Here is a 25,294-nt window from a genome sequence, read left to right as displayed (position 1 = left end):
CCGCACCGGGCGTCCCGATTGCAGATTTAGCCGAGATTGCCGCTCAGGCGATCGCGGAAATCGCTGCTGCGGTTATCCAGGCCGGTGAAGGTGACGCTGGCGCCGTGCCGCTGGTAGCGGTACTCAATAGCGTCGAGCGCCGCCACGCTGGAGGCATCCCAAATCTGCGCGTGGGTCAAATCGATGGTGACGCGCTGCGGATCGTGGCCGTAGTCAAAATGCTCAAACAGATCGTTGCTGCTGGCGAAAAACAGCGGGCCGCGCACCGTGTAGTGCACCTGCTGGCCATCGTCACTCAGCTGACGTTCGGCGTGGATCACGTGAGCGATGCGGCGGGCAAACAGCATCATGGCCAGCATCACGCCCACCAGCACGCCAAGCGCGAGGTTACCGGTCCACACCGTGACGGCGACGGTCAGCACCATCACCAGCGTTTCCGACCACGGCATGCGTTTCAGCGTGGCCGGCTGCAGGCTGTGCCAGTTCACGGTTTTTACCGCGACCACCATCATAATGCCCGCCAGCACCACCATCGGAATCTGCGCCATGATTTGGCTCAGACCGGTGACCAGCAACAGCAGCACCAGCGCTGCGGCCACGGTGGACACCCGGGTACGCGCCTTGCCCAGCTCAACGTTGACAATGGTCTGGCCGATCATCGCGCAGCCGGCGATACCGCCGTAAAAGCCTGCCAGAATATTGCCGACGCCCAGCGCCCAGGATTCACGCCGCTTGCCGGAAGGCGTATCGGTCATGTCATCCACCAGTTTGGCGGTCAGCAGGGATTCCATCAGGCCGACGAAGGCGACCGACAGCGCGGTGGGCCAGACAATCTGTAGCGTCTGCAGATTAAGCGGCACCAGCAGGGTATTGAAATCCGGCAGGCCGGCGCGCATTGGCCCTTCATCGCCGACGTTGGGCACGCGATAGCCCAGCAGCAGCGCGACAGCGGTGACAGCCACGATAGCCACCAGCGGCGAAGGCACGCTTTTAAGCACTTTGGGCAGCAGCAGCACGATGGCCAGCGTGGCGGCGAACAGCAGCCACACCAGACCCGACTGGCCCCAGACGTGCGGCACCTGCGCAAAGAAAATCAGTATGCCCAGCGCGTTAACGAAGCCGATCATCACCGAGCGCGGAATATAGCGCATCATGCGCGACAGCCCGGCAAGGCCGAAAATGATTTGAATCATACCGCCGAGGATTACCGCCGGCAGAATGTACTCCACGCCATGCGCGTGCACCATCGGTCCGATCACCAGCGCGACGGAACCGGCCGCCGCGGTGACCATCGCTGGCCGTCCTCCCAGAATCGACAGCGTCAGGCACAGCACCACCGAAGCGACAAGGCTGACTTTAGGGTCGACGCCGGCAATCACGGAGAACGAAATCACTTCCGGTATCAGCGCCAGGGCGGTAATCACCCCGGCCAGGCACTCGCGGGTGAAAAGAGAAGGTGAACGCAGCACACGTGCGACCGTGATGTCGCTCGCTGTAGCAGCGGGGCGATCGGCAGTTTGACTCATCTGTTGCAGGCTCTTTTATTGGATGCGCATGCCGTCACGGCATAGCAATATTTAGTGGAAAAGTTAACGCGGGCGATGTTACCGGGGGATGACGCGAGGCGCCAGTAAAACGGGGCGATAAGGTTGATTCCATCCCTGGAATCCGCTGCGGCTACAGCGAAAAATCATCCGGAGTCTGATGAACCACCAGTTCCAGCAGGTGACGGTAGACATCCAGCTGGACGACATCGGCTTCCTGCTCCAGCCGGCCAATCAGGGCGGCAATAATGGCCTTATTGGTCACCGGCATACCGCTGTGCAGGATTTCAGCAATCAGATGGCCTAAGACTTCCATCTCATTGGTTTCACTGTTAACGGCCTGTTTGAAATTGTCAGCGATGGCATCGCTGCTATTGACGGCATTTTGCATGTGTAAGCCCTTAAGATTGGCTGATGGCCCAGCGGCCAGCACAACCAGGAAGAAATATTTCCGCGCGGACAGGCGCGAAAAACCTGACTCACCACCCAACACAAAAAGACACCTCTGAAGGTGGAAATCCACAACACCTTCAGAGGCGACGCAACTGCATCATTCGTTACCGAATCGTTAACCGATTCATGGCGGCTAAAGTTATACAGTAACCCCTAATCTGTACAAGCGGTGGCTTGTGCATTTCGTGCTTATCAGGCTAATTTACTCAATATTATAGGGTATTTTGCCGGAAAAAGTTATACAGGCAAGCTGTACACACGACCTGATCGGGCCTTTTTGCGACTTAAGTGAAACTGGTAATCTGCGCGCAGCACGACTAAATTTGCTGATGTAAGCAAACTTTTCATTCGCACGTCGCTTAGCTTATAATAACCCTCCCATTTAGTTAGAACTCTAACCATTAGGCCGCTACGCTTTGACTGACCATCCACAACCGTTCTCCCGTCTGTTGCATCTTACTGCCCATGCTTGGCGGCTGGCGGTTGATCGCCGCCTGAAAGAGAGCGGTTTGAGTATGAGTAGCTGGCTGGCAATTGCCGGCGTAGCGACCGCCAGTGAACCGCCGACGCAAAAGGCGCTGGCACAGCTATTGGGGCTGGAGGAAGCCAGTGTGGTGCCGCTAGTCGATCGGCTGGTGAAACAGCAGCTGCTGGCACGGGTGCAGCCAAAGGAAGATCGTCGCAAGCGCCTGCTGGTGTTAACCGAGCAGGGCAACGAGGCGTTCGCTACGGTAAAAACGCAGGCGGATGCGCTGCGCGCCCAGTTGCTGGCCGATATCGATCCCGCCGCGCTGGCAGTGACCGAAAACGTGTTGCAGCAGCTGCTTGAACGCTTAGGAAACGTATAGCCGTGGCGAAACGTAACCCGTACGCCCCCCGCGAATGGCTGCCGCACGAAAAGCCGATGCTGCCGGGATCGCCCTCGACACCGCTGCATGTGCCATCGAAACGCATCGCGTTTGGCCTGATCGGCCTGCTGATCTCCATTACCGGTGCGCTGAGTAATGCGCTGGTGACCGCCAACCTCACCAATCTGCAGGGCACCTTCGCCGCGTACAGCAACGAAATCGCCTGGCTGCCGGCGGTCTACGTGATGGGCAATATCTCCATTAATCTGTTGCTGGTGAAGTTCCGCCAGCAGTTTGGTCTGCGGCTGTTTACCGAAGCTTTTCTGGTGCTGTACGTCATCGTGGCGTTTTTTCACATCCTCGCTAACGATCTCAGCTCGGCGATTATCGTGCGTACCGCACACGGCATGGTGGGCGCGGCGCTCAGCTCGCTGGGCATCTATTATCAGATCCAGGCCTGGCCGGCGAAGCACCGTCTCAAAGCGCTGGTGATTGGTATCACCGCCTCACAGCTGGCGATTCCGCTGGCGCGGCTGTTCTCCAGCGAGCTGCTGCAGCTGGAGGAGTGGCGCGGCCTCTATCTGTTTGAGCTGGGCCTGGCGATGATTGCGCTGGGCTGCGTGCTGGTGGTCAAGCTGCCGCCGGGCGACCGTATCAAAGCGTTCGAAAAGCTCGATTTCGTCACCTTTATGCTGCTGGCACCGGGCATGGCGTTATTGTGTGGCGTGCTGTCACTCGGGCGCATTGAGTGGTGGTTCAGCACCCCCTGGCTTGGTGTCTGTCTGGCGCTGGCGCTGGTGCTGATTGTCGCGGCGGTGGTGCTGGAGCATAACCGCGCTAACCCGCTGATTAACACCCGCTGGCTGAGCAATGGCATGATCGTGCGGCTCGGCATCGTGATGATCATGATGCGCATCGTGCTGGCCGAGCAGAATACCGGCGCGGTGGGCTTTCTGCAGCAGCTGGGCCTGCTCAACGATCAGATGCGCGGGCTGGCGCTGGCGATCATTGCGGGCGTGATCTGCGGCATGATTGCCAGCGCGCTGACCATTAAACCCAACCATCTGAGCTGGCCAATCGTGGTCTCGCTGGCCGTAATGATTGTCGCCTCGCTGATGGATGCGCAATCCAGCCCGCTGACGCGCGCCAGCAATCTCTACTTCAGCCAGTTTCTGCTCGGTTTCAGCAGTGCTTTTTTCCTTGGGCCAGCGATGCTGCTTGGCATCGGCGGCGTGGTGACTCAGCCGAAAAATCTGGTGAGTTTTGTCGTGCTGTTTGGCATGAGCCAGAATCTTGGCGGGCTGATTGGCTCCGCCATTCTCGGCACCTTCCAGACGTGGCGTGAAAAATATCACTCCAGCCTGCTGGGCGATCAGTTGTCGCTGCTCGATCCCAATGTGGTGGATCGCCTCAGCCAGTACAGCGCGCTGTTTCGCAGCCAGCTGGCGGACAGCGGCCTGCTCAGCGCGCAGAGCAGCAGTCAGCTGCAAACCGTGGCCACGCTGCAGGCCAACGTGCTGGCTTATAACGATACCTATTTACTGACTGCCGCGCTGGCAATGGTAACGCTGATGTGGGTGCTGTGGCGCCTGACGCGGCTGCGTTATCTCAACTGGCGCCAGGCGCGACATAATCTGACTGAGCAACAGCAGCAGGCTGCGCCAGCAAACCGAACGGAGACCCCATGAGTCAACAGGACGATCTACAGGCTGCGGAGCGCGAGCGCACCAACCGCCGACGCATTCTCTCTATCGCCGCCGGGAGCGGCATCGCCATCGTGGGCGTGCTGGTGATTTTATACGCCTGGCAGCTGTGGCCCTTTACCAGCACCATCCAGTCAACGGAAAACGCCTACGTGCGCGGCCAGGTGACCTTTATCAGCCCGCAGGTCAGCGGCTACCTGACGAACGTTGAGGTGGTGGATCTGCAGCCGGTGCGCAAAGGACAGCTGCTGATGACCATTGACGATCGTATCTATCGCCAGCGCGTGCATCAGGCGCAGGCACAGCTGGCGATGAAGATCGCCGCGCAGAATAACAACCAGCAGCAGCAGAAGAGTGCGGAGGCCACTATCGCCAGCAATAAAGCCGCACTGGAGAATGCCAAAGCGCAGGCGCTGAAAAGCAGTCTGGATTTGAAGCGGGTGGAAAATCTGGCGGCGGATGGCTCGCTGTCGGTACGCGAGCGTGACGCCGCGCGCGCAGCCAATGCGCAGGCTCAGGCCCAACTGCGTCAGGCGGCGGCGCAGGTGGCGGTCTCGCAGCAGAATCTGCAAACCACCATCGTCAACCGCGCGGCGCTGGCCGGTGACGTAGCCAGCGCGCAGGCGGCACTGGAGCTGGCCAATATCGATCTGGACAACACGCGCATTATCGCGCCGGACAGCGGCCAGCTCGGTCAGCTGTCGGTGCGCAAAGGCACGTATGTTACTGCCGGCACGCGGCTGACCTCGGTGGTGCCGGATAATAAATGGGTGATTGCCAACCTGAAGGAAACCCAGCTGGCGCGCGTGCGCCCCGGCCTGCCAGTGTCGATCCGCGTTGATGCGCTGGACGGCAAGCGCTTTGACGGCCGCGTTGAGTTTATCTCGCCCGCCGCCGGATCTGAGTTCAGCGCCATCTCGCCAGATAACGCCACCGGTAACTTCGTGAAAATCGCCCAGCGCATTCCGGTGCGCATCAAAATTCTTGGTGACGAACTGCAGCAGCTGCGGCCGGGGATGTCGGTGGAAGTCGACATTGATACCGCCGCCGAACCACACCGGGATGCGTTATGAAGCGGCCGTTACTCGCGGTGCTCATCGCGCTGCTGCTGACCGGCTGCGCCCGCGAAGTGGAGCAGGCGCCGTCGTCGCTGCCGATTCCGCCCAACTGGCGTCAGCAGGTCGGGCCCGCCGCCGCGCCGGAAGCGCAGTGGTGGCGCAGCTTTGGTGATGATCGCCTCAACTGGCTGGTGAACCAGGCGCTGCAGCACAACAGCGATATTCTCATTGCCCGGTCGCGCGTTGATCAGTATCGCGCCGAGCTGCGCGCTGCGCAGGGCGACAACTTCCCCACGCTGTCGGCGGGCGTGGCGGCAACCCATCAGCGTGCGCTGTCAGCGGCGACCGGTCAGCCGTACGAAAGTGCGGTATTTCAGGGACTGCTGCAGGCGAATTATGAGGTCGACTTATGGGGCAGCCGCAGCAACAGCATCCGCGCGGCGGAAGCCACGCTGGCGGCGCAGCGTGCGGCGGCCTCGGCAGCCGAGCTGACGGTGGCCAGTTCGGTCGCGTCCGGTTACCTCAGCCTGTGCGCGCTCGACGAGCAGCTGCGCGTCACCGAGGCCACGCTGGAAACGCGGCAGAACTCGCTGAACCTGGCGCAGCGTCAGTTCGAAACCGGCTATACCTCGCGGCTGGAATGGATGCAGGCGGCGTCGGAGTATCAGACAGCGAAAGCGCAAATTCCGCAGCTGCAGCATCAGATCGCCCAGCAGGAGAACGCGCTCAGCATTCTGGTTGGCATGAATCCGCGCCAGATCGCGCGCAGCAGCCAGTTCGACCAGCTGCGACCCCACGCACTGCCGGCGCTGCTGCCGTCGCAGCTGCTGAATCGCCGGCCTGACATAGTCCAGGCGCAGCGCCTGCTGCTGGCGAGCGACGCGTCACTGGCGGCGGCACAGGCACAGCTGCTGCCATCGCTCAACCTGACGGCGTCCGGCACGCTGCAGAGCAGCCAGCTACACGATCTGCTGGATAATCCGTTCCGCCTGTGGAGCATCGGCGGCAGCGTGCTGGCACCGCTGCTCAACCGCGAAGCCCTGACCGCGCAGGTGGATGTGGCGATGGCGTCGCGCAACCAGGCGCTGTACGGCTACGAAAGGGTGGTGCGCAACGCCTTTGCCGAGGTGGATAACGCACTGGATGCCATCACGCGCAGCCAGCAGCAGCTGACGGAACTGCAGGCGCAGGAACGCTACGTTGCCGAGGCGTGGCGGATTGCGCGCAACCGTTATCAGAATGGCTATGCTTCCTATCTCGATGAGCTTGATGCGCAGCGCACGCTGTTCAGCACCCAGCTGAATATTGTGGCGGTGAAAAACACGCTGCTGCTGGCGCAAATCGATCTCTACCGCGCACTTGGTGGCGGCTGGCAGGGTTGATCATCACGCCGCAGCCGCCTGGCTGCGGTCAAAAATGACGTCTAAAGCCCGTTCACCCCGCTTTCACAACAGCACCAGCCCGAACTTAAGTGGTTCATGCTTTTTTTTACTTGTCTTTACAATTAGTGGTATTATCCGCGGCGCTTTACACAGTCTGAACGGAACTATGCAGGGGTTATTGCCTGCACGGCCGCGTGGTTGCGCGGCTTGCCATGACAGGGGAAGAAAAGGAAATGATGAATAAAAAAGCCACGCTGATACTGTTGGTTGCAGCGGTATTAATCACCGGCTGTGCATCGCGCACGGCACCGATCCAGAACGTCAGCCAGACGGTCGCACAGAGCTACAGCGATCAGCAGATGCAGCGCGCTATCGTGGAAGCTGGCGCGGCCAATCACTGGGTGATCTCACCGGCGGGTCCGGGCGTGATGAATGGTCTGCTGGCAGAACGCGGTCACACGGCGAATATCCGTATTACCTATACTGCTAACAGCTACCGCATTGATTACGTCAGTAGCACCAATCTGAAAGCAGGCAGTGGCCAGATTCACCGTAACTACAACCGCTGGATTCAGAACCTGAACCAGGGCATCCAGACCCGTCTGGCGGTGCAGGCGGTAAAATAAGTCATCACGCGCGCCGCTAACAGTTAATCGTAAAGTTAGCCGGCACGCTGCCGAAATAGAAACAGGCGGACCCGATGTTCGCCTGAGAACTCGGCGACATCCGCGTGAGGCGGATGACTGGAATAGAGAGCAGGGAAGGGATGCCGCGCAGCGAAAATCTGACCATCCCTGAGGCTGAAGAAAGAATGCAGGTATGAAACTCGCTTACTCCCTTGTTGACTGGCATGCCATCGCGCCGGGCCACAGCAGCGCCGACGACTGGCAGCGCTGGGCGCAACACGCGCCGGTACTGGATGCCTGCCTGGCTATCGCCAAACCTCAGTTTTTACCGATGATGACTGCCCGTCGTCTCAGCCCCGGCAGCCGTGCCGCCGTTGAGTGCGGCCTTGCGCTGCTGGCCCGACAGTCGGTTGACGCCGTGGTGTTTACCAGCCGTCATGGCGAACTGGAACGCAATCTGCGTATTCTGCGTACGCTCGCGGACGGCCAGCCGCTATCCCCCACCGACTTCGCGATGTCGGTGCACAACTCGGCGGTCGGCAGCCTGACCATCGCCGCACGTCAGCCGTTAGTGTCATCGTCAGTTTCTGCTGGCATCGACAGCTTCCAGCAGGGCCTGCTTGAGGTTACCACGCTGCATCAGGCCGGTTACCAGCAGGTGCTGCTGGTGGATTTTGACGGGCTGGTGCCCGACTACTACCGTCCGTGGCTACCGGAGATCGATACCTTCAATGCACCCTACGCGGTTGCGCTGCTGCTGCGCGCCGGCGAAGCGTGGCGCTGTACGGCGACCGCCGCCCGCTCTCAGCCCGATGCGCTGCCGCAGAGCCTGCAGTTTCTGCATGCAATGCTGAGCGAGACGGCGGATTTCACCCTGACCGGCGAGCGTCATCAGTGGCGCTGGGAGCGTGCTCATGGCGGATAACGCTATGCCGATGCGCCAGCGGCGCGGTGGCAACTATTACTGGCGGCTGGTGATGACCGCGCTTTGCTTTAGCCTGTTCAGCATTGGCGGTCTGTTGCTGTCGCTGATCTGGTTCAACCTGCTGCTGCTGATTCAGCGTGACGGTCTGCGCCGGCGGCAGATCGCGCGCCGCAGCATTGCATGGAGCTTTCGCTGCTTTCTGCGCTTCTGCCGTTTTGTCGGCGTGTATGACTATCAGATGCTGGGCGCAGAAGCGCTGCGTCAGGATCGTGGCTGCCTGATTGTCGCTAACCATCCGTCGCTGATCGATTACGTGATGATCGCCTCGCTGTTACCCGAGATGGATTGCCTGGTGAAGGCCGACCTGCAGCACAACATTTTCTTCCGCGGCGTTATTAAATCAGCCGATTACCTGATCAACAGCGAGGCGGAGACGCTACTGCCGGATAGCCAGCAGCGGCTGGCACGCGGCGATACCATTCTGATTTTCCCCGAAGGGACGCGCACCCGCTACGGCCAGCCGCTGCAACTGCAGCGCGGTGCGGCAAATATTGCGGTGCGCGCCGGATGCGATCTGCGCGTGATTCATATCACCTGTACCCAGCGTATGCTCGACAAGCAAAGCCGCTGGTATCAGATTCCGCTGGTTAAACCGGTTTTTACGGTACGCGTACAATCGCGTATTGCCAGCCACGCCTTTCACGAAGCGGATGAGGATGCGCAGCCGCTGGCCGCGCGCCGTTTGACGCGTTATCTGCAACAGGCGCTGGTGCCTGAAGAGACAAAGTAAGTTATGCAAGCACTGATTGACGACATTAAAACCATGATTATCGACACGCTGAATCTGGAAGATATCAGTCCGGATGATATCGATAGCGATGCACCGCTGTTTGGCGAAGGGCTGGGGCTCGACTCGATCGATGCGCTGGAGCTGGGACTGGCGGTAAAAAACCGCTTCGGCGTGCAGCTCTCCGCCGAGAGCGAAACGCTGCGGGCGCACTTTTTTTCCGTGGCCACACTGGCCGCTTTTGTTGAACAACAGCAAGCCTGAGAACCGTCGACATGAATAAACAAGATATTTACCAGGAAGTGGCGACGCTGCTGACTACGCTGTTCGAAATTGATCCGGACGAGATTCGCCCGGACGCTCGCCTGTATGAAGATCTCGAACTCGACAGTATTGATGCGGTTGACATGGTGGTGCATCTGCAAAAACGCACCGGGCGTAAGATCAAGCCAGAAGCCTTCCGCGCGGTGCGCACCGTACAGGACGTGGTTGACGCCGTCGACCAGCTGATGCGCGACCAGGCCTGATAAACGCCATGCACAGGCTGTTGCAGCTGCTGAACGCGCTGGCGCTGATCGCCTGGCCATTGCTGGTATGGCTGGCGCTGACTCACCCGCAGTGGCGCGGCGTGCTGGTGCTGCTGGCGCTGGTGTTTGCGGCGCGCATCTGGAGCCTGCGTCAGGCGCAGGGCGCGCTGAACCGCACGCTGTTGCTGCTGGCGCTGATCGGCTGCCTGCTGTCTCTCGCCAGTATCGTGTTACGGGCGCAGCATCTGCTGCTGTGGTATCCGGTGGTGGTGAATGGCCTGTTGCTTCTGCTGTTCGCCGCGTCGCTGTTCAGTCCGATGCCGCTGGTAGAGCGCCTGGCGCGCCTGCGTGAACCTCAGCTGCCGCCGCGTGCCGTCCGTTATACCCGACGCGTGACGCAGGTGTGGTGCGGGTTTTTTATTTTCAACGGCAGCGTGGCACTGACCACCTGCCTGCTGAGTCATATCCGGCTATGGACACTCTGGAACGGGTGCATCAGCTATGTGCTGATGGGCGCGCTGATGGGCGGCGAATGGCTGCTGCGTCAGCGCATGAGGAAACATGCATGAAGGCCTTGGCGATTCGCGACTGGCTGCACGGCGCCGATCGTCTCGTCGCCTGGCAGGGACAACAGCAGCATACGCTGGCGCAGATGCGGCAGCAGGTGCTGGGCTTAACCCATCAGCTACAGGCGCAGCCTGGCGCACGCTGGGCGCTGTGCTTTGACAACAGTTACCACTTTACTGTGGCGCTGCTGGCGAGCTGGTACGCCGGTAAAACGCCGGTCATCCCTGGCCACTGCCGCGCAGCGCAGCTGGGAGAGATGCACGACAGTCTTGATGGCGTGATCAGCGATATGCCGCTGGCGGTCACCCTGCCACAGCTACGCTGGGACGGCGCGCTGGCGCAGGGCGCGCTGCCAGAGATGGCGGCGCAGGCGAGTCTGGTGCTGTTCACCTCCGGCTCAACCGGAACGCCGCGTCGCGTGGTCAAATCACTGCGCGCCATGGATCTGGAAGCTCAGTGGCTGGCCGATCTGTGGGGCACGCGTCTGCAGGCGTGTCACGTCATTGCCTCGGTAAGCCATCAGCATCTGTATGGCCTGAGTTTTCGCATTATTCTGCCGATGGCGCTCGGCCTGCCGTTCGCCGCGCAGCAAATTTTTTATGGTGAGCAACTGGCGGATCAGCGTGCCGATCGCCGCTACGCCTTTATCAGCAGCCCGGCGTTTTTGCGTCGGCTGGACACGGCGCTGGTGGCGCCGCCCTGTGCACTGATTGTCTCCGCGGGCGGCGCGCTGCCGGGCGCGGATGCGCAACGCGCGCAGCAAACGCTGGACTGCGCAGTGGATGAAATTTATGGCAGTACCGAAACCGGGGTGATCGCGTGGCGCCGGGCCAGCGATGACGCTGCGCTGTGGCAGTGTTTCCCCCACGTCTCGCTGCGCGAGATCGCGCCGCAGCGCTGGCAGGTCTTCTCCGATCTGCTGGAGAGTCGCGCGGGCTGTGCGCTGGACGACCGTATCGTGCAGCAGCCGTCGGGCCGGTTTCAGCTGGCAGGGCGCCAGGATCGGGTGGTGAAAATTGAAGACAAGCGCGTGTCGCTGAGCGAAGTAGAGCGTCGCCTGCTGGCGCTGCCTGGAGTGGAAGATGCCGCCGCGCTGGCGATTCAGCGTCACGGCCGCCATGCCATTGCGGTGGTGCTGGCGCTGCCGCAGCTGCCAGACGCCGCCACGCTGCACCAGCGTAAACAACAATGGAAACGCGCGCTGCAACCCTGGCTGGAGCCGGTCGCCATGCCGCGCTACTGGCGGGTGGTGACGGCGATTCCGGTCACCGCGCAGAGCAAACGCGCATGGCCGCAGATAGAGGAGCTGTTTGATGTTACCGGTTGAATTAGACGCGCAACAGCAGGATGGCACGCTCACCCTGCGCCTGCTGGTGGCTGCCGACCTGCTGTGGTTTCGCGGCCACTTCCCGACGCTGCCGATTCTGCCGGGAGTGGCGCAGCTTGACTGGGTGCTGCACTACGGCCTGACGCGCCTCGCGCCGGGTAAGAGCTTTGCCTCAATTGAAAACATCAAATTCCAGCAGCCGGTGCCGCCGGATGCGCAGCTGGAGCTGCAGTTGCAGTGGCTGCCGGAAAAGTCGCTGCTGAGTTTTCGCTACGCGCTGCTGCGCGGTGCGCAGGCTGAGGTCGCCAGCAGCGGGAAGATTCGCCTGTGCTGAGTGCCTCTTTTGCGCCCTGCGTGCTGATTCCCTGCTACAACCACGGTGCCATGCTGGCGTCGGTGCTGGCGCGGCTGGCCCCGTTCAACCTGCCGGTGATCGTGGTCGACGACGGCAGCGATGCCCGGACCAAACAGCACATCGCTGCGCTGGATGCGCCGCAGCTCCGGGTGCTGACCCTGCCGCACAACCAGGGTAAGGGAGCGGCGGTGATTGCCGGACTGCGCGCCGCCGCAGCCGCGGGCTTTAGTCATGCGCTGCAGCTGGACGCCGACGGACAGCATCAGGTGGAGGACACACCGCGCATGCTGGCAGAGGCTGAACGCTATCCGCACTGCCTGATCTCCGGCCAGCCGCAGTACGATGCCTCAATCCCGAAATCCCGGCTCTATGGACGCTACATCACCCATTTCTGGGTATGGGTGGAAACGCTGTCGTTCTCGCTGAAAGACAGCATGTGCGGTTTCCGCGTCTATCCGCTGGCAGCATCGCTTGAGCTGTGCGATCGCCGCGCTATTGGCCAGCGCATGGATTTTGACACCGAGATCATGGTGCGCCTCTACTGGCAGGGCACGCCGAGCCGGTTTATCCGCACGCGCGTGACCTATCCGCCGAGCGGCGTCTCACACTTTGACGCGCTGCATGACAACCTGCGTATCTCGTGGATGCACACCCGCCTGTTCTTTGGCATGCTGCCACGCATCCCGCAGCTGCTATCCCGCCGGCGTCAGCAGGCGCACTGGGCAGCGACGCCAGAGCGCCGCGGCCAGTGGGGGCTGCGCTTTATGCTGTGGCTGTACCAGCGTGCCGGCCGCCTGCCGTTTATTCTGCTGCTGTGGCCGGTGGTGGCGGTGTACTGGCTCAGCGGTCGCGCGGCGCGGGCGGCGTCGCAGCAGTGGCTGACGCGCGTACAGGCCGTGGCGCATCAACAGCAGATTGCGCTGCCGCGGCCGCTCAGCAGCTATCGCCACTTCCTGCGTTTTGGCAACAGCATGCTGGATAAAGTCGCCAGCTGGCGCGGTGACCTGCAATGGGGACGCGATATCGACTTCGCGCCCGGTGCGGAAACGGTGATTCGCGCCGCTGAAGGCAAAGGTCAGCTGATTCTCGCCTCGCATCTGGGCGATATCGAAGCCTGCCGGGCGATGGCGAAGCAGGTCAGCGGTCTGGTGATCAACGCGCTGGTGTTCACCGACAACGCCCAGCGCTTCCGCGCAGTGCTGGAGAGCATTGCGCCGCAGGCGGGCGTCAATCTGCTGCCGGTCAGTGATATCGGCCCGGACACCGCAATTTTACTGCAGCAAAAGCTGGATGCCGGTGAGTGGGTGGCCATTGTTGGCGACCGCACCGCCGTGCAGCGTCAGCGCGGCGGCGAACGGCGCGTGGTGTGGAGTGAATTCATGGGCCAACCGGCACCGTTCCCGCAGGGACCGTTTGTGCTGGCGGCGGCGCTGCGCTGTCCGGTGCTGCTGATGTTCGCGCTGCGCCAGCAGGGCAAACTGCGCGTGCACTGCGAGGCCTTTGCCGATCCTTTACCGCTGCCGCGCAATGGGCGACAGCAGGCGCTGCAGGTGGCGGTCGATCGCTACGCTGCGCGCCTGCAGCATCATGCCCTGCTGGCACCGCTGGACTGGTTTAACTTTTACGATTTCTGGGCTCTGCCCGAAGAGGAGCAACGCGATGCGTGACGCAAGCTGGCGCGCGGAGATTGAACGGGTGGTCTCGTTTCATGACTGCGATCCGATGGGCGTGGTGTGGCACGGCAACTATTTCCGCTACTTCGAAGTGGCGCGTGAAGCGCTGCTGCGCAGCATCAACTACAGCTATGCAGAGATGAGCGCCAGCGGCTACGTCTGGCCGGTGGTCGATACCCGGGTTAAATACCGCCTGCCGCTGCGCTGTGAAGAGGCCATTCGTGTTGAAGCCAGCATCAGCGAATATGAGAACCGGCTGCGCATCGATTATGTCATCCGTAACGCTGCCGGGCAGGTGACCACCAAAGCGCACACGCTGCAGGTGGCGGTCAGCGCCAGCACGCAGGAGATGTGCTTTGTCTCGCCAGATATTCTGCTGCAGCGTTTGGGGGTTTCATCATGATTCGTCTGGTCTGCCTGCTGCTGACGCTGCTCAGCGCCAGCGCCAGCGCGGTGACGCTGGAACAGCTACAGCAGCGCTTTGCCAGCCAGCCGGTGATTCGCGCCAGCTTTGTTCAGGTGCGCAGCATCGCTGGCATGGCACAGCCGCTGGTGTCGCGCGGCCAGCTGTTGATTGCTCAGCAGCAGGGGCTGTGGTGGCACCAGGCGACACCGTTCCCGATGACGCTGATTCTGGATGATCACCGCATGGTGCAAAGCTTGAGCGGCCAGCCGCCGCAGGTGATCACCGCAGACAGCAATCCGCAGATGTTCCAGTTTAACCATCTGCTGCGCGCGCTGTTCCAGGCGGATGAGCAGGTACTGCGCGAGAATTTTGAGCTCAATTTCCGTGATAACGGTGGCGACGGCTGGCAGCTGAGCCTGACGCCGAAAGCGGCACCGCTGAATAAGATCTTCAACCGCATCGATCTGCAGGGCGCGGCGTATCTCAACCGCATTACGCTGGATGACCGCCAGGGCGATAAAACGGAAATCACTCTGAGCGATACCCGTACGCAGCCCGGCCAACTGACTGATGAAGAGCGAGCCCGTTTTGCCGCAGCGCAGTGAGATTTTTGCCGCGCGCGCGTGGCTGGCCGTCTGTCTGCTGCTGATGCTGGCGCTGGCCTGGTTACTGCCGCGCAGCCACATTAACAGCAGCGTGCTGGCTCTGCTGCCGCAGCAGAATCTTGGCCAGGCGCCGGCAGAGATTCAGCAGGGGTTTATGCAGCGGCTCGACCGCCAGCTGGTGTGGCTGGTGAGTGCGCCCGGTGCGGACGGTGACGCCGCCGCCGCGTGGTGGCAGGCGCAGCTCCGGGCACTGCCGATGCTCAGTGAGGTCAGCGGCGCGCTGGATGATGATCAGCTGCAGCGCTGGGGAAGCTTTGCTTATCAGCATCGCAACGGGCTGATCGATCCGCTGACGCGTGCGCGACTGCAGCACGGCGGCGGCGCGCAGGCCGACTGGATTCTGGCGCAGCTGTTTTCGGCGTTTGCCGGGGTGAGCAGCAAAGAGCTTGCCGGTGACCCGCTGCTGCTGGTACGTGGCGCGCAGCTGGCGCTGCAGCAGAACGCCAGCAAAATGGTGCTGCACAACGGCTGGCTGACGGTCAGCGATGCGCAGCAGCGCCGCTGGTATTTTCTGCACGGCGAACTGGTACATAACGCCTTCAGCATGGCGCAGAGCCATCAGCTGGTCAGCGCGCTGCATCAGCTTGAGCAGCAGTTGAAACAGCGCTGGCCGCAGGCGCAGCTGCTGACGCGCGGCACGGCGCTGTTCAGCGACGATGCCAGCCAGCGCGCGCAGCATGATGTTGCCACGCTGGGCAGCGTGACGCTGGGCGGTTTGCTGCTGCTGGTGTGGCTGGTGTTTCGCTCACTGCGGCCGCTGGCACTGAGCGTGCTGTCGGTAGCCATCGGGGCGATGGCCGGCACCGTGTTCACGCTGCTGTTTTTTGGTGAGCTGCATCTCACCACGCTGGTGATGAGTCTCAGTATTGTCGGCATCTCGGCCGATTATACGCTGTACTACCTGACGGAACGCATGGTGCACGGTGAGCACGCCACACCGTGGCAGAGTCTGCATAAAGTGCGCGGTACGCTGCTGCTGGCGCTGGGCACCACGGCGATCGCCTGGCTGCTGATGCTGCTGGCACCGTTTCCCGGGCTGCGCCAGCTGGCGGTATTTGCCGCCAGCGGCCTGGGCGCCTCGTGCCTGACGGTGATCTGTTTCTATCCGTGGCTGGTGCGCGGCCTGCCGGTGCGACCGGTGCCGGCGATGGTGTGGCTGGCGCGCTGGCTGGCCGCGTGGCGCCGCCAGCGCGGGCTGCGCGTCGGGTTACTGCTGCTGGTAGCCCTTTACGCGCTGAGCGGCATCTTACAGCTGCGCGTCGACGATAATATTGCTCATCTGCAGAGCGCGCCGGCGCAGCTGCTGGCGCAGGATCGCCAGCTGGCGCAGCTCACCGGGCAACAGGCCGATCAAACCTGGTTTGTGGTTTGGGGTGATAACGAGCAGCAGGTGTTGCAGCGGCTTAATGCGCTGGCGCCCGAACTGCAGCGCGCGCAGCAGCAGGGCTGGCTGGCAAGCTATCGCCTGCTGCCGCTCAGCACGCTGGAACAGCAGCAACAGGATGTCGCGCTGTTACAGCAGGCGGCCCCGACCATCATGGCGCGTCTGCAACAGGCCGGTATTCGTCCGGCGCAGGCCAGTCTGCAGCCGATGCCGGTCTGCGTGCAGGCGTGGCTGGCGAGTCCGCTGAGTGAAGGCTGGCGGCTGCTGTGGCTGTCGCTGCCTGACGGACGCAGCAGCGTGCTGGTCCCGGTGAGCGGCGTGCAGAACAGTGCCGCGCTGCAAAAGCTGGCGACAGGGCAAGCAGGCGTGAGCTGGGTCGATCGCAAGGCCCGTTACGATGAGCTGTTTGGCTTCTGGCGCACGCTGCTAAGCGGCCTGCTGGCGCTGGCGCTGCTGCTGATCACCGTCAGTTACACCCTGCGCCTTGGCCTCAAAGCCGGGCTGCGCAGCGCGCTGCCGTCATGGCTGTCGCTGGCGGCCGCGCTGGCCACGCTCGGCTGGCTGGGTGCCAGTCTGAATCTGTTTGCGCTGCTGGCGCTGATTCTGGTGCTGGGCATTGGCATCAATTACACGCTGTTTTTCAGTAATCCGCGCGGCACGCCGCTGACGTCGATGCTGGCGGTGACGCTGGCGATGATGACCACGCTGCTGACGCTGGGCATGCTGGTATTCAGCAGCACCAGCGCCATCAGCAGCTTTGGTACTGTGCTGTGCAGCGGAATTTTTTGTGCATTTTTACTGGCGCCGCTGGCGCTGGCGGGCGGAAAAAGGAAATCACGATGAGAATGGGTGCGTTACTGCTGGCGCTCAGCCTGCTGCTGAGCGGGTGTGCGTCTCACCATGACGAGTCCAGCCGGCCCACGGCCTGGCTCAAACCCGGCGTGCGCGTCACGCTGCCGGCACCGGGCATCTCGCCCGGCTTTCAGCAGCAGCAGTTGCTGACCGGGCGCGTGAAGGGTAAAACCCAGTCATTGCTGGTGCTGCTCAGCGCGGATGCGCAGCAGATCTCGCTGGCCGGGCTGTCGTCGCTTGGCATCCGGCTATTCCGCGTCACTTACGATCAACAGGGGATTCATACCCAGCAGATGATGGCGCTGCCCGACCTGCCGCCAGCCAGCCAGGTGCTGGCCGATATTATGCTGAGCTACTGGCCGGTCAGCGCGTGGCAGCCGCAATTGCCGTCCGGCTGGACGCTGCGCGATGTGGGCGACCGGCGCGAATTGCGCGATGCCTCCGGCCAGCTGATCAGCCAGATTCATTATCTGCAGCGCGGTGCGCAGCGTGAGCCGATCAGCGTCGATCAGCGCGCCTTTGGCTATCAGATTCACATCCAGCATCTGGACGCGTCCTCATGATTTACCTTTCGGCTTTTGGCATGGTTAATGCGCTGGGCAGCAGCCTGGCGCAGATTGCCGCCCAGCTACAGCAGGGCACAGCGCCCGGCATGCAGCTGCGTGACGGCTGGTTAGCGCAGGGCAAGCGCTGCTGGCTGGGTGAAGTGCCAGGCGCGCTGCCGCCGGTACCGGCTGAACTGGCGGCGCATGATACGCGCAACAATCGTTTACTGCTGGCGGCGCTGCAGCAGTGTCAGCCGGCGCTGGATGAGGCGATTACGCGCTATGGTCGCGCCCGCGTGGCCATCGTGCTGGGCACCAGTACTTCCGGCGTGGATGAGGGCGATCGGCAGACGGACGGCGGCCATGCCGGTTATGACTACCGGATGCAGGAACTGGGCGATCCGTCGCGCTTTCTGGCGCACTATCTGCAGCTGGATGGCCCGGCGTACACGATTTCTACTGCCTGCTCCTCCAGCGCGCGCGCCATCATCAGCGGGGCGCGGCTGATTGCTGCCGGTCTGGCCGACGTAGCGCTGGTGGGCGGTGCGGACTCGCTCAGCCGCATGCCGATTAACGGCTTTGCCAGCCTCGATTCGCTGTCGGAACATCACTGCGCACCGTTCAGCGCCGGACGCGACGGAATTTCGATTGGCGAAGCGGCGGCGCTGCTGCTGCTGACGCGCGAGCCGCAGCCGCTGGCGCTGCTGGGTTGCGGTGAATCGTCAGATGCCTGGCACATGTCAGCGCCGCATCCGCAGGGCGTGGGCGCGGAAGCCGCCATGCGCATGGCGCTGCAGCAGGCCGGTTTGCAGCCGCACGAGGTGGGCTATATCAATCTGCATGGTACCGCCACGCCGCTCAACGATCAGGTTGAAGCGGCGGTGATTCACCGCCTGTTTGGCGATGCCGTGCCGTGCAGTTCCACCAAGCACCTCACCGGCCACACGCTGGGCGCAGCAGGCGCCACCGAAGCCGCGCTGGCGGCCCTGATTATCCAGCAACAGTTGTCGCTGCCGCCGCAGGATTTTTCGCACGCGACGCAGGATAGTACGCTGCCAGCCTGTGGACTGCTGACGGTGACACAGCCGCTGGCGCGCCCGGTGATTGCCTCCAACTCATTTGCCTTTGGCGGGAACAATACCTGCCTGATTGTAGGATCTTCGCATGAATGATTTTTTGCCGGTGGGCGATTACCTGCCGCACCGTGCGCCGCTGCTGCTGCTTGAGCGCGTGCTTGATGTCACGCCAGACAGTGTTGTCTGTGCAGTCACGGTGAGCCCGCACGGCGTGCTGGCACCGTTTCTCACGCCGCAGGGCGAGCTGCCGGCGTGGTTTGGCGTCGAGATTATGGCGCAGACCGTGGGCGTCTGGTCCGGCTTTCATGCCCGCCAGCGCGGTGCCAGTGACATCCGCCCCGGCATGCTGCTGGGCGGGCGCGGCTATCGCGCCAGTGCGTCCACCTTCGCGGCACACAGTGCGTTGCAGATTGAGATGCACCTGCTGATGCGCGATGACAAGCTGGGCAGTTTTGAGGGCGAGATCCGCTGCGGCACCAGCCTGCTGGCCAGCGGACGACTGAACACCTACCAGCCCGACGACGACGAATTAACCCGATTAGCGCAACAAGGAACCGAGTGATGACCCGCAGCGTATTAGTAACCGGGGCCAGTAAAGGTATTGGCCGTGCCATGGCTTTACGTCTGGCCGCCGACGGATTTGATATTGTGGTGCATTACCACCGCGACGCAGTCGGTGCACAGCAGACGCTGGCGCAGATCGTTGCCGCAGGCGGCCGCGGCCGCACGCTGCAGTTTGACGTGGCACAGCGGGAAGCCACGCGTAACGCGCTGGAGCAGGATATCGCCGCGCACGGGGCTTATTATGGTGTGATCAGCAATGCGGGCATTACCCGCGACGGTGCTTTTCCGGCGCTCACCGAAGACGAATGGGACAGCGTGATCCACACTAACCTCGACAGCTTCTACAACGTGATTCATCCCTGCGTCATGCCGATGATCGGCCTGCGCCAGGGCGGACGCATCATTACCCTCTCTTCGGTATCCGGTATGATGGGCAACCGCGGGCAGGTCAACTACAGCGCGGCCAAGGCCGGTATCATCGGCGCCACGAAAGCGCTGGCGATTGAACTGGCGAAACGCAAAATCACCGTTAACTGTATCGCGCCAGGTTTGATCGATACCGGCATGACCGATCTTGAGCCGCAGGTAATCGACGAAGCGCTGAAAATCATTCCGATGAAACGCATGGGCGCGGCAGACGAAGTCGCTGGCCTGGCCAGCTATCTGATGTCGGATATCGCTGGCTACGTTACGCGGCAGGTGATTTCCATCAACGGAGGGATGTTGTGATGCAGCGGGTAGTGGTTACCGGTATGGGCGGCGTCACGGCTTTCGGTGAGAGCTGGAGCGCGGTGGCGCAGCGCATTAAACAGGGCCAGAATGCGGTACGTAAAATGCCGGAGTGGCAAGTCTATGATGGCCTGCACACGCTGCTGGGCGCGACAGTCGATGACTTCACGCTGCCGCCGCACTATACGCGTAAACGCATCCGCGCCATGGGCCGCGTCTCACTGCTGGCGACGCGTGCCACCGAGCTGGCGCTGGAGCAGGCCGGCCTGATTGATCATCCGGTGCTGACCAGTGGTGAAACCGGTATCGCCTATGGGTCTTCGACCGGCAGCACCGGTCCGGTGAGCGAGTTTGCCACCATGCTGACGGAAAAGCACACCAACAACATCACCGGCACCACCTACGTGCAGATGATGCCGCACACCACGGCAGTCAATGCCGGACTGTTTTTTGGTCTGCGCGGTCGCGTGATCCCCACGTCCAGCGCCTGCACTTCCGGCAGCCAGGCGATTGGCTACGCGTGGGAAGCCATTCGCCATGGCTATCAGACCGTGATGGTCGCGGGCGGGGCAGAGGAGCTGTGCCCCTCGGAAGCCGCCGTGTTCGATACGCTGTTTGCCACCAGCCAGCGTAACGACGCGCCGCACACCTCGCCGGCACCGTTCGATCAACAGCGCGACGGTCTGGTGATTGGCGAAGGGGCGGGCACGCTGATTCTGGAATCGCTGGCACATGCGCAGGCGCGCGGCGCGACCATCTATGCGGAGCTGGTCGGTTTTCACACTAACTGTGACGCGGCCCATATCACTCAGCCGCAGCGTGAAACCATGCAGATTTGTATTCAGCGCGCGCTGGACAGCGCAGGGGTGACGGCAGCGCAGATTGGTTACATTAACGCACACGGTACCGCCACCGATCGCGGCGATATTGCTGAAAGCCAGGCGACGGCAGCGATTTTTGGCAATCGTACGCCCATCTCTTCGCTGAAAAGCTACTTCGGTCACACGCTGGGTGCCTGCGGGGCGCTGGAAGCCTGGATGAGTATTGAGATGATGCGTGAGGGCTGGTTTGCGCCAACGCTGAATCTGACGCAGCCCGCCGCCGAATGCGGTGAGCTGGATTACATCACTGGCGCGCCCCGGCAGCTACAGACCGATTACGTCCAGTCAAACAACTTTGCTTTTGGCGGTATCAACACCTCACTGGTGTTTAAACGCTGGCGCGACGCCTGAGTCTCTCTGTTTACCTTTTATTCCCGTCGTCCGGCGGGAATCTTCCTCCCCGATGATGCCTCTGGCGGTAACACACCGCCGGATTTCGCTTGCATTTAGCTGTACGCTGCGCATAATCGCAAACCGCAATAATAATGATTCTCAGTATAGTTTGCATCAGGGGATAACCATGCGCAGAACGCCTTTCAATCCCGGAATGAAACCGACGCTGCTGGCCATGCTGGTCAGCGCCGGTTGTTTGCCAGTGATGGCTGCTACCACTAACACCAGTAATGCTCCTCAGGGCGCTAACGAACAGCAGACGCTGACCGTTACCGCCACGCCGCAGAGTGAATTCAAACCCGGCGGCAACGACTTAGTACCGGCCTTTCTTGACGGCCAGATTGCCCACGGCGGTCGCCTCGGCATGCTGGGCGAGCAAAACGCCATGGACGTGCCGTTCAACGTCATCGGCTATACGGCAAAAATGATTCAGGACCAGCAAGCGCAAACCATCGCCGATGTGGTGCGCAACGATGCGGGCGTGCAGAACGTCAAAGGTTACGGCAATTTCGCTGAAACTTACCGCATTCGGGGGTTCACTCTCGACGGCGATGATATGACCTTCGGCGGTCTGCCCGGTGTGGTGCCGCGCCAGGTGATGGACGCTTCGCTGATCGATCGTGTGGAGATCTTCAAAGGCGCGAACAGTCTGGTTAACGGCGCAGCCAGTTCCGGCGTCGGCGGTATGATTAACCTCGAGCCGAAACATGCCGAAGATACGCCGATCAATCGCGTTGGCCTCGATTACACCTCCTCGTCTCAGGTTGGCGGAACGCTGGACGTGGGGCGTCGCTTTGGCGATAACAATCAGTTTGGCGTGCGGGTTAACGCCGTGCATCGCGAGGGCGAAACCGGCGTTGACGGCGAGAAAAAACGCACCACGGCGGCCTCGGTCGGTCTTGATTATCGCGGCGATCGGCTACGCACCTCGCTGGACGTTGGCTATCAGAAGAAAACCTTCCATGACGGCTTACAGGGCGTGAAATTCGCCAGCGCCGGCGTGATCCCGGCGGTGCCGTCAAATTCGCACAACTACAGCCAGAAATGGGTGTACAGCGATATGGAATCTGAATTCGGTATCGCCAAAGCAGAATACGATATTACCGACAGCTGGACGGCCTATGCCGGTCTCGGCGCACAGCACGCTCATGAAACCGGCAACTACGGCGCGCCGACCATTACCAACAGCAACGGTGACGGCACCATCAGCAGCTTCTACTCCAACCGTATTCAGGACAACATGAGCGGCATGGTGGGGCTGCGCGGTGAGTTCCACACCGGTTTCGTCAGTCATAAAGTCAACGTAGGTTACTCGGCGCTGACCACCAATGCGAAAAATGCCTACGACATGTCGCTGGTGGGCACGCCATTTAATATCTACCACAGCGGCGACGTGGCTGAACCGGCGGCCACCTTCGCCGGCGGCAAGTTCTCCGATCCGCTTACCACTTCGCGCACCCGCACCCAGGGCTATCTGCTGAGCGATACGCTCGGATTACTGGACGATACGCTGCTGGTGACCGTCGGTGCTCGCCATCAGAAAGTGGTGGTGCGCAGCTATAACTACAACACCGGCGCGGAAAGCGTTGATTCACGCTTCACCAACGACCGCTGGATGCCAACGTACGGCGTGGTTTACAAGCCGTGGAAAGAAGTGGCGCTGTACGCGAACCATACGGAAGCGCTGCAGCCTGGTGAAGTGGCCCCCAAAGACGCCGTCAACTATGGCACCGTGACCGGCGTGGCGCACTCGAAGCAGAATGAGATCGGTGTGAAAACGGATTTCGGCCGCATCGGCGGCTCGCTGGGGCTGTTTGAAATCCAGAAACCGTCCGGCCTGATCAACAGTGACAATGTCTACGTCATGGATGGCGAGCAGCGCCATCGCGGCGTGGAAGCCAACGTGTTTGGTGAGCCGGTGCTGGGCCTGCGCCTCAACGCCAGCGCCACCTGGATCGATCCGGTGATGAAGAAAACCGCCGGCGGCACTTACGATGGCAAACAGGCGATTGGCGTGCCGCGCTACACCTACGTGCTGGGCGCGGAGTATGACATCAAGCCGGTGGAGGGGCTGACGGCCACGGCGCTGCTCAACCACAGCGGCTCTCAGTATGCCAACTCGGCCAACACCCTCAAGCTGGACAGCTATACCACGCTGGATCTTGGTATGCGTTACCGCATGAAGGTGAATCAGAACGATCTGGTGTGGCGCGTGGCGGTCGAAAACGTCACCAATGAGAAGTACTGGTCAAACGTTGATGACACCGGCACCTATCTCGCGCAGGGCGACCCGCGCACGCTGAAAATCAGCATGAGCTACGATTTCTAAGCGGCCACCACGGGGCGTAGTGACGCTCCGTGGTCTTTTCCGACAGAAATAGTGCTGTACGTTGGCCGCTATTCCATTACACTCTGTGCGGCAATCCCGCTGAAAAACGCCTCTTTCCTGTTGAGTCATCATGAGTTCACCCGCGCCACCTGACGATCACGACGAACCTTTACGGCAACCGCTGGATGATGCGCACTTCGCCATTGTGGTACTTGCAGTGACCTCGGTTACCCTTATAATCTTCGTCCTGATGCTTACATTATGGATGAGCTGAGGCCAGCAACCGACTACGGACGCCCGCAAGGAGATGTCGATGGAATCCCGGGATGACAAACTGATCGCCATCATTGGACTGCTTTCCGCCTGCCTGATCGGCGTAGTGTTCCTTTTCACCATGACCTGGCTGACGGACGTGCGCCATCCAGCCGATCCGTCACTGGATGTACAAACCTGCCCGCCCAAAACCGCCAGCCCGGTGCAGCACTCTTAATCCTGGGTGCGCCATTTAATCTGCTGACTGCGTAACTCCAGCGCCAGCGCTTCGTGCAGGGTGCGATTGCCATTGGGATCGCCCAGACCAAACAGCGCGCCAGGCGAGCGCCGATCGTCAGCCCACGCCGGATACTCCACCACCGGATAGAGCGAAATGCCTTCCAGCGCCACGCCCTGCGCTAAGGCCAGCCGCGCTTCCTCACTGACATGCCGCAGCCAGGTCGCGCGCGCGTCGCCTTCCGCGCCGGTTTCCGCCAGCAGCAGCGGGCGCTGATAACGCTGCCAGCACTGCATCAGCAGCCGGTGCAGTGGCTGACGCTGCGGGTGGTCGGGCGGAATGGTGTCGCCGGAGAAGAACCAGTGGTTGTCGGGATAATAGTTCAGCCCCAGGATGTCGAGAAAATCGGGCTGACCACCCAGCTCCGGCGCATCGCGTCCCGCCAGCCAGTCCCAGGCTTCAAACTGCGCCTGATGCTGGCTGTCGGCATAGGGTTTGCTGTCGGGGTTATGCGGATCGGCGGCGATCTGCACCAGCGGGTCGGTCAGCACGAAGCGGGCGTCCGGATAGACGTCGCGAATGGCGTGCATGGCCGTCAGCGAGGCGCGCACCAGCTGACGTTTCAGTTCGCGACCTCGCGCGCTGGCGTAGGGATCGAGCCACGAGACATCGGCGCCGGCCCAGGACCAGAAGGATATCTGATTGATAGGCGTAAAGAACGGCTGCTCCACGCCCTCATCCCGCATCAGCTCAGCCATGGCGCGCGCGAAGCGGCCAAAGTGCTCCACAAACGCCGGCTTCCAGATATCGAGATGATCGGGGTAGCCAAAGTGCGCCAGCTCCCAGATGATTTGTAAATCATGGCGCGCCGCCGCGTGAATCATCGGCAGAAAGGTGCGCCAGTCGTATTCACCTGGCGTGGCCTCAATCAGGTGCCAGCGGGCGCCGTCGCGCGCGGTGCGCAATCCTTCCTGCGCCAGCGCGGCGTAATCTTTCTCCAGCAGCATGTCGTGGCCGCTGCTGATGACCATATCCAGTCGTCGCCCGCCGCTGCGGCAGGCGGTAGAGCAGGGGAAGCTGCCCTGAAAAAAGCTGCGAAATAGCCGGGGCTGATGGCGCGGGGATAGCTGAGTCATGATCTTCTCCTCACGAAGAACGCCGGATGCAGAACGCCTGGCTAAGTCTAGACTAAATTAACGCCGCAC

The 25,294-nt window shown here is 61.7% G+C and carries 26 protein-coding genes; 23 read left to right on the top strand and 3 right to left on the bottom strand.

What is annotated here, in order from left to right; translation table 11 throughout:
- Positions 1–26: 26 nt before the first annotated feature.
- Positions 27–1,526: a SulP family inorganic anion transporter gene (locus OXR61_RS03710; protein ID WP_021508272.1), complete on the bottom strand. Its 1,500-nt coding sequence runs from the start codon at positions 1,524–1,526 to the stop codon at positions 27–29.
- Positions 1,527–1,677: 151 nt separating this feature from the next.
- A complete protein-coding gene (locus OXR61_RS03705) occupies positions 1,678–1,935 on the bottom strand; it encodes a biofilm/acid-resistance regulator YmgB/AriR (RefSeq protein ID WP_021508271.1) in 258 nt (85 codons plus the stop codon).
- Positions 1,936–2,413: 478 nt separating this feature from the next.
- Between OXR61_RS03705 and OXR61_RS03700 the strand changes: the two genes are divergently transcribed.
- The 23 genes from OXR61_RS03700 to OXR61_RS03590 all read left to right on the top strand — a co-directional run bounded on the left by OXR61_RS03700 (position 2,414) and on the right by OXR61_RS03590 (position 24,089).
- Positions 2,414–2,845, top strand: a complete 432-nt coding sequence (locus OXR61_RS03700; protein ID WP_031279841.1) for a MarR family transcriptional regulator — start codon at positions 2,414–2,416, stop codon at positions 2,843–2,845.
- Positions 2,846–2,847: 2 nt separating this feature from the next.
- The gene (locus OXR61_RS03695; protein WP_021508269.1) at positions 2,848–4,533 is read left to right on the top strand and encodes an MFS transporter; all 1,686 of its coding nucleotides are present in this window, start codon (positions 2,848–2,850) and stop codon (positions 4,531–4,533) included.
- Positions 4,530–5,621: an HlyD family secretion protein gene (locus OXR61_RS03690; RefSeq protein WP_021508268.1), complete on the top strand. Its 1,092-nt coding sequence runs from the start codon at positions 4,530–4,532 to the stop codon at positions 5,619–5,621. Before OXR61_RS03695 ends, OXR61_RS03690 begins: the two co-directional genes overlap by 4 nt.
- Positions 5,618–6,988 carry an efflux transporter outer membrane subunit gene (locus tag OXR61_RS03685; RefSeq protein ID WP_021508267.1) on the top strand — a complete coding sequence of 457 codons (1,371 nt, stop codon included), beginning with the start codon at positions 5,618–5,620 and terminating at the stop codon, positions 6,986–6,988. Before OXR61_RS03690 ends, OXR61_RS03685 begins: the two co-directional genes overlap by 4 nt.
- Before the next feature lie 233 nt (positions 6,989–7,221).
- Positions 7,222–7,614: a hypothetical protein gene (locus OXR61_RS03680; RefSeq protein WP_155519920.1), complete on the top strand. Its 393-nt coding sequence runs from the start codon at positions 7,222–7,224 to the stop codon at positions 7,612–7,614.
- Positions 7,615–7,807: 193 nt separating this feature from the next.
- Positions 7,808–8,539 (top strand): beta-ketoacyl synthase chain length factor, encoded by a 732-nt coding sequence (locus OXR61_RS03675; RefSeq protein WP_021508265.1) that lies wholly within the window; start codon positions 7,808–7,810, stop codon positions 8,537–8,539.
- Complete coding sequence (locus tag OXR61_RS03670; protein WP_021508264.1) at positions 8,529–9,329, top strand: lysophospholipid acyltransferase family protein; 801 nt, start codon at positions 8,529–8,531, stop codon at positions 9,327–9,329. The genes OXR61_RS03675 and OXR61_RS03670 overlap by 11 nt, the downstream gene beginning before the upstream one ends.
- Positions 9,330–9,332: 3 nt before the next feature.
- On the top strand, positions 9,333–9,590 hold the full coding sequence (locus OXR61_RS03665) for a phosphopantetheine-binding protein (RefSeq protein WP_021508263.1): 258 nt from the start codon (positions 9,333–9,335) through the stop codon (positions 9,588–9,590).
- Between the two features lie 11 nt (positions 9,591–9,601).
- A complete protein-coding gene (locus OXR61_RS03660; RefSeq protein ID WP_021508262.1) occupies positions 9,602–9,853 on the top strand; it encodes an acyl carrier protein in 252 nt (83 codons plus the stop codon).
- Positions 9,854–9,861: 8 nt separating this feature from the next.
- On the top strand, positions 9,862–10,422 hold the full coding sequence (locus OXR61_RS03655) for a hypothetical protein (protein ID WP_021508261.1): 561 nt from the start codon (positions 9,862–9,864) through the stop codon (positions 10,420–10,422).
- Positions 10,419–11,747, top strand: coding sequence for an AMP-binding protein (locus OXR61_RS03650; protein WP_021508260.1), 1,329 nt, complete (start codon positions 10,419–10,421; stop codon positions 11,745–11,747). The genes OXR61_RS03655 and OXR61_RS03650 overlap by 4 nt, the downstream gene beginning before the upstream one ends.
- A complete protein-coding gene (locus OXR61_RS03645) occupies positions 11,734–12,081 on the top strand; it encodes a hydroxymyristoyl-ACP dehydratase (RefSeq protein ID WP_021508259.1) in 348 nt (115 codons plus the stop codon). The genes OXR61_RS03650 and OXR61_RS03645 overlap by 14 nt, the downstream gene beginning before the upstream one ends.
- Positions 12,075–13,769, top strand: a complete 1,695-nt coding sequence (locus tag OXR61_RS03640) for a glycosyltransferase family 2 protein (RefSeq protein ID WP_021508258.1) — start codon at positions 12,075–12,077, stop codon at positions 13,767–13,769. Before OXR61_RS03645 ends, OXR61_RS03640 begins: the two co-directional genes overlap by 7 nt.
- A complete protein-coding gene (locus OXR61_RS03635) occupies positions 13,762–14,178 on the top strand; it encodes a thioesterase family protein (protein WP_021508257.1) in 417 nt (138 codons plus the stop codon). The genes OXR61_RS03640 and OXR61_RS03635 overlap by 8 nt, the downstream gene beginning before the upstream one ends.
- Positions 14,175–14,786, top strand: coding sequence for an outer membrane lipoprotein carrier protein LolA (locus OXR61_RS03630; protein ID WP_021508256.1), 612 nt, complete (start codon positions 14,175–14,177; stop codon positions 14,784–14,786). The genes OXR61_RS03635 and OXR61_RS03630 overlap by 4 nt, the downstream gene beginning before the upstream one ends.
- Positions 14,752–17,073, top strand: a complete 2,322-nt coding sequence (locus OXR61_RS03625; RefSeq protein WP_267410809.1) for an MMPL family transporter — start codon at positions 14,752–14,754, stop codon at positions 17,071–17,073. Before OXR61_RS03630 ends, OXR61_RS03625 begins: the two co-directional genes overlap by 35 nt.
- A complete protein-coding gene (locus OXR61_RS03620) occupies positions 17,070–17,645 on the top strand; it encodes a DUF3261 domain-containing protein (RefSeq protein WP_031279295.1) in 576 nt (191 codons plus the stop codon). Before OXR61_RS03625 ends, OXR61_RS03620 begins: the two co-directional genes overlap by 4 nt.
- On the top strand, positions 17,642–18,799 hold the full coding sequence (locus OXR61_RS03615; protein ID WP_021506455.1) for a beta-ketoacyl-[acyl-carrier-protein] synthase family protein: 1,158 nt from the start codon (positions 17,642–17,644) through the stop codon (positions 18,797–18,799). Before OXR61_RS03620 ends, OXR61_RS03615 begins: the two co-directional genes overlap by 4 nt.
- A complete protein-coding gene (locus OXR61_RS03610; RefSeq protein ID WP_021506454.1) occupies positions 18,792–19,265 on the top strand; it encodes a hotdog family protein in 474 nt (157 codons plus the stop codon). Before OXR61_RS03615 ends, OXR61_RS03610 begins: the two co-directional genes overlap by 8 nt.
- Positions 19,265–19,996 (top strand): 3-ketoacyl-ACP reductase FabG2, encoded by a 732-nt coding sequence (locus OXR61_RS03605; protein WP_021506453.1) that lies wholly within the window; start codon positions 19,265–19,267, stop codon positions 19,994–19,996. The genes OXR61_RS03610 and OXR61_RS03605 overlap by 1 nt, the downstream gene beginning before the upstream one ends.
- The gene (locus OXR61_RS03600; RefSeq protein WP_267411267.1) at positions 19,996–21,228 is read left to right on the top strand and encodes a beta-ketoacyl-ACP synthase; all 1,233 of its coding nucleotides are present in this window, start codon (positions 19,996–19,998) and stop codon (positions 21,226–21,228) included. Before OXR61_RS03605 ends, OXR61_RS03600 begins: the two co-directional genes overlap by 1 nt.
- Positions 21,229–21,397: 169 nt before the next feature.
- Positions 21,398–23,599: a TonB-dependent siderophore receptor gene (locus tag OXR61_RS03595; protein WP_031279293.1), complete on the top strand. Its 2,202-nt coding sequence runs from the start codon at positions 21,398–21,400 to the stop codon at positions 23,597–23,599.
- A 313-nt stretch (positions 23,600–23,912) separates the two neighbouring features.
- Complete coding sequence (locus OXR61_RS03590) at positions 23,913–24,089, top strand: hypothetical protein (RefSeq protein ID WP_021506450.1); 177 nt, start codon at positions 23,913–23,915, stop codon at positions 24,087–24,089.
- Here the strand turns inward: OXR61_RS03590 and OXR61_RS03585 are convergent.
- Positions 24,086–25,225 carry a hypothetical protein gene (locus OXR61_RS03585; RefSeq protein WP_031279291.1) on the bottom strand — a complete coding sequence of 380 codons (1,140 nt, stop codon included), beginning with the start codon at positions 25,223–25,225 and terminating at the stop codon, positions 24,086–24,088. The genes OXR61_RS03590 and OXR61_RS03585 overlap by 4 nt on opposite strands.
- Positions 25,226–25,294: the final 69 nt, after the last annotated feature.

It is taken from the genome of Pantoea sp. GM_Pan_4 (genome assembly GCF_026541005.1).
Lineage (GTDB): Bacteria > Pseudomonadota > Gammaproteobacteria > Enterobacterales > Enterobacteriaceae > Pantoea > Pantoea dispersa.
The sequence above is the reverse complement of the archived record's forward strand: the minus strand, read 5'-3'. Positions and strand labels throughout refer to the sequence as shown.

Coding starts and splice junctions, on each gene's coding strand:
- OXR61_RS03670 (WP_021508264.1), top strand. CDS start 8,529: ATGGCGGATAACGCTATGCCGATGCGCCAGCGGCGCGGTGGCAACTAT.
- OXR61_RS03600 (WP_267411267.1), top strand. CDS start 19,996: ATGCAGCGGGTAGTGGTTACCGGTATGGGCGGCGTCACGGCTTTCGGT.
- OXR61_RS03595 (WP_031279293.1), top strand. CDS start 21,398: ATGCGCAGAACGCCTTTCAATCCCGGAATGAAACCGACGCTGCTGGCC.
- OXR61_RS03615 (WP_021506455.1), top strand. CDS start 17,642: ATGATTTACCTTTCGGCTTTTGGCATGGTTAATGCGCTGGGCAGCAGC.
- OXR61_RS03675 (WP_021508265.1), top strand. CDS start 7,808: ATGAAACTCGCTTACTCCCTTGTTGACTGGCATGCCATCGCGCCGGGC.
- OXR61_RS03605 (WP_021506453.1), top strand. CDS start 19,265: ATGACCCGCAGCGTATTAGTAACCGGGGCCAGTAAAGGTATTGGCCGT.
- OXR61_RS03685 (WP_021508267.1), top strand. CDS start 5,618: ATGAAGCGGCCGTTACTCGCGGTGCTCATCGCGCTGCTGCTGACCGGC.
- OXR61_RS03585 (WP_031279291.1), bottom strand. CDS start 25,225: ATGACTCAGCTATCCCCGCGCCATCAGCCCCGGCTATTTCGCAGCTTT.
- OXR61_RS03690 (WP_021508268.1), top strand. CDS start 4,530: ATGAGTCAACAGGACGATCTACAGGCTGCGGAGCGCGAGCGCACCAAC.
- OXR61_RS03630 (WP_021508256.1), top strand. CDS start 14,175: ATGATTCGTCTGGTCTGCCTGCTGCTGACGCTGCTCAGCGCCAGCGCC.
- OXR61_RS03635 (WP_021508257.1), top strand. CDS start 13,762: ATGCGTGACGCAAGCTGGCGCGCGGAGATTGAACGGGTGGTCTCGTTT.
- OXR61_RS03610 (WP_021506454.1), top strand. CDS start 18,792: ATGAATGATTTTTTGCCGGTGGGCGATTACCTGCCGCACCGTGCGCCG.
- OXR61_RS03660 (WP_021508262.1), top strand. CDS start 9,602: ATGAATAAACAAGATATTTACCAGGAAGTGGCGACGCTGCTGACTACG.
- OXR61_RS03710 (WP_021508272.1), bottom strand. CDS start 1,526: ATGAGTCAAACTGCCGATCGCCCCGCTGCTACAGCGAGCGACATCACG.
- OXR61_RS03705 (WP_021508271.1), bottom strand. CDS start 1,935: ATGCAAAATGCCGTCAATAGCAGCGATGCCATCGCTGACAATTTCAAA.
- OXR61_RS03645 (WP_021508259.1), top strand. CDS start 11,734: ATGTTACCGGTTGAATTAGACGCGCAACAGCAGGATGGCACGCTCACC.
- OXR61_RS03680 (WP_155519920.1), top strand. CDS start 7,222: ATGATGAATAAAAAAGCCACGCTGATACTGTTGGTTGCAGCGGTATTA.
- OXR61_RS03665 (WP_021508263.1), top strand. CDS start 9,333: ATGCAAGCACTGATTGACGACATTAAAACCATGATTATCGACACGCTG.
- OXR61_RS03650 (WP_021508260.1), top strand. CDS start 10,419: ATGAAGGCCTTGGCGATTCGCGACTGGCTGCACGGCGCCGATCGTCTC.
- OXR61_RS03625 (WP_267410809.1), top strand. CDS start 14,752: ATGAAGAGCGAGCCCGTTTTGCCGCAGCGCAGTGAGATTTTTGCCGCG.
- OXR61_RS03655 (WP_021508261.1), top strand. CDS start 9,862: ATGCACAGGCTGTTGCAGCTGCTGAACGCGCTGGCGCTGATCGCCTGG.
- OXR61_RS03590 (WP_021506450.1), top strand. CDS start 23,913: ATGGAATCCCGGGATGACAAACTGATCGCCATCATTGGACTGCTTTCC.
- OXR61_RS03620 (WP_031279295.1), top strand. CDS start 17,070: ATGAGAATGGGTGCGTTACTGCTGGCGCTCAGCCTGCTGCTGAGCGGG.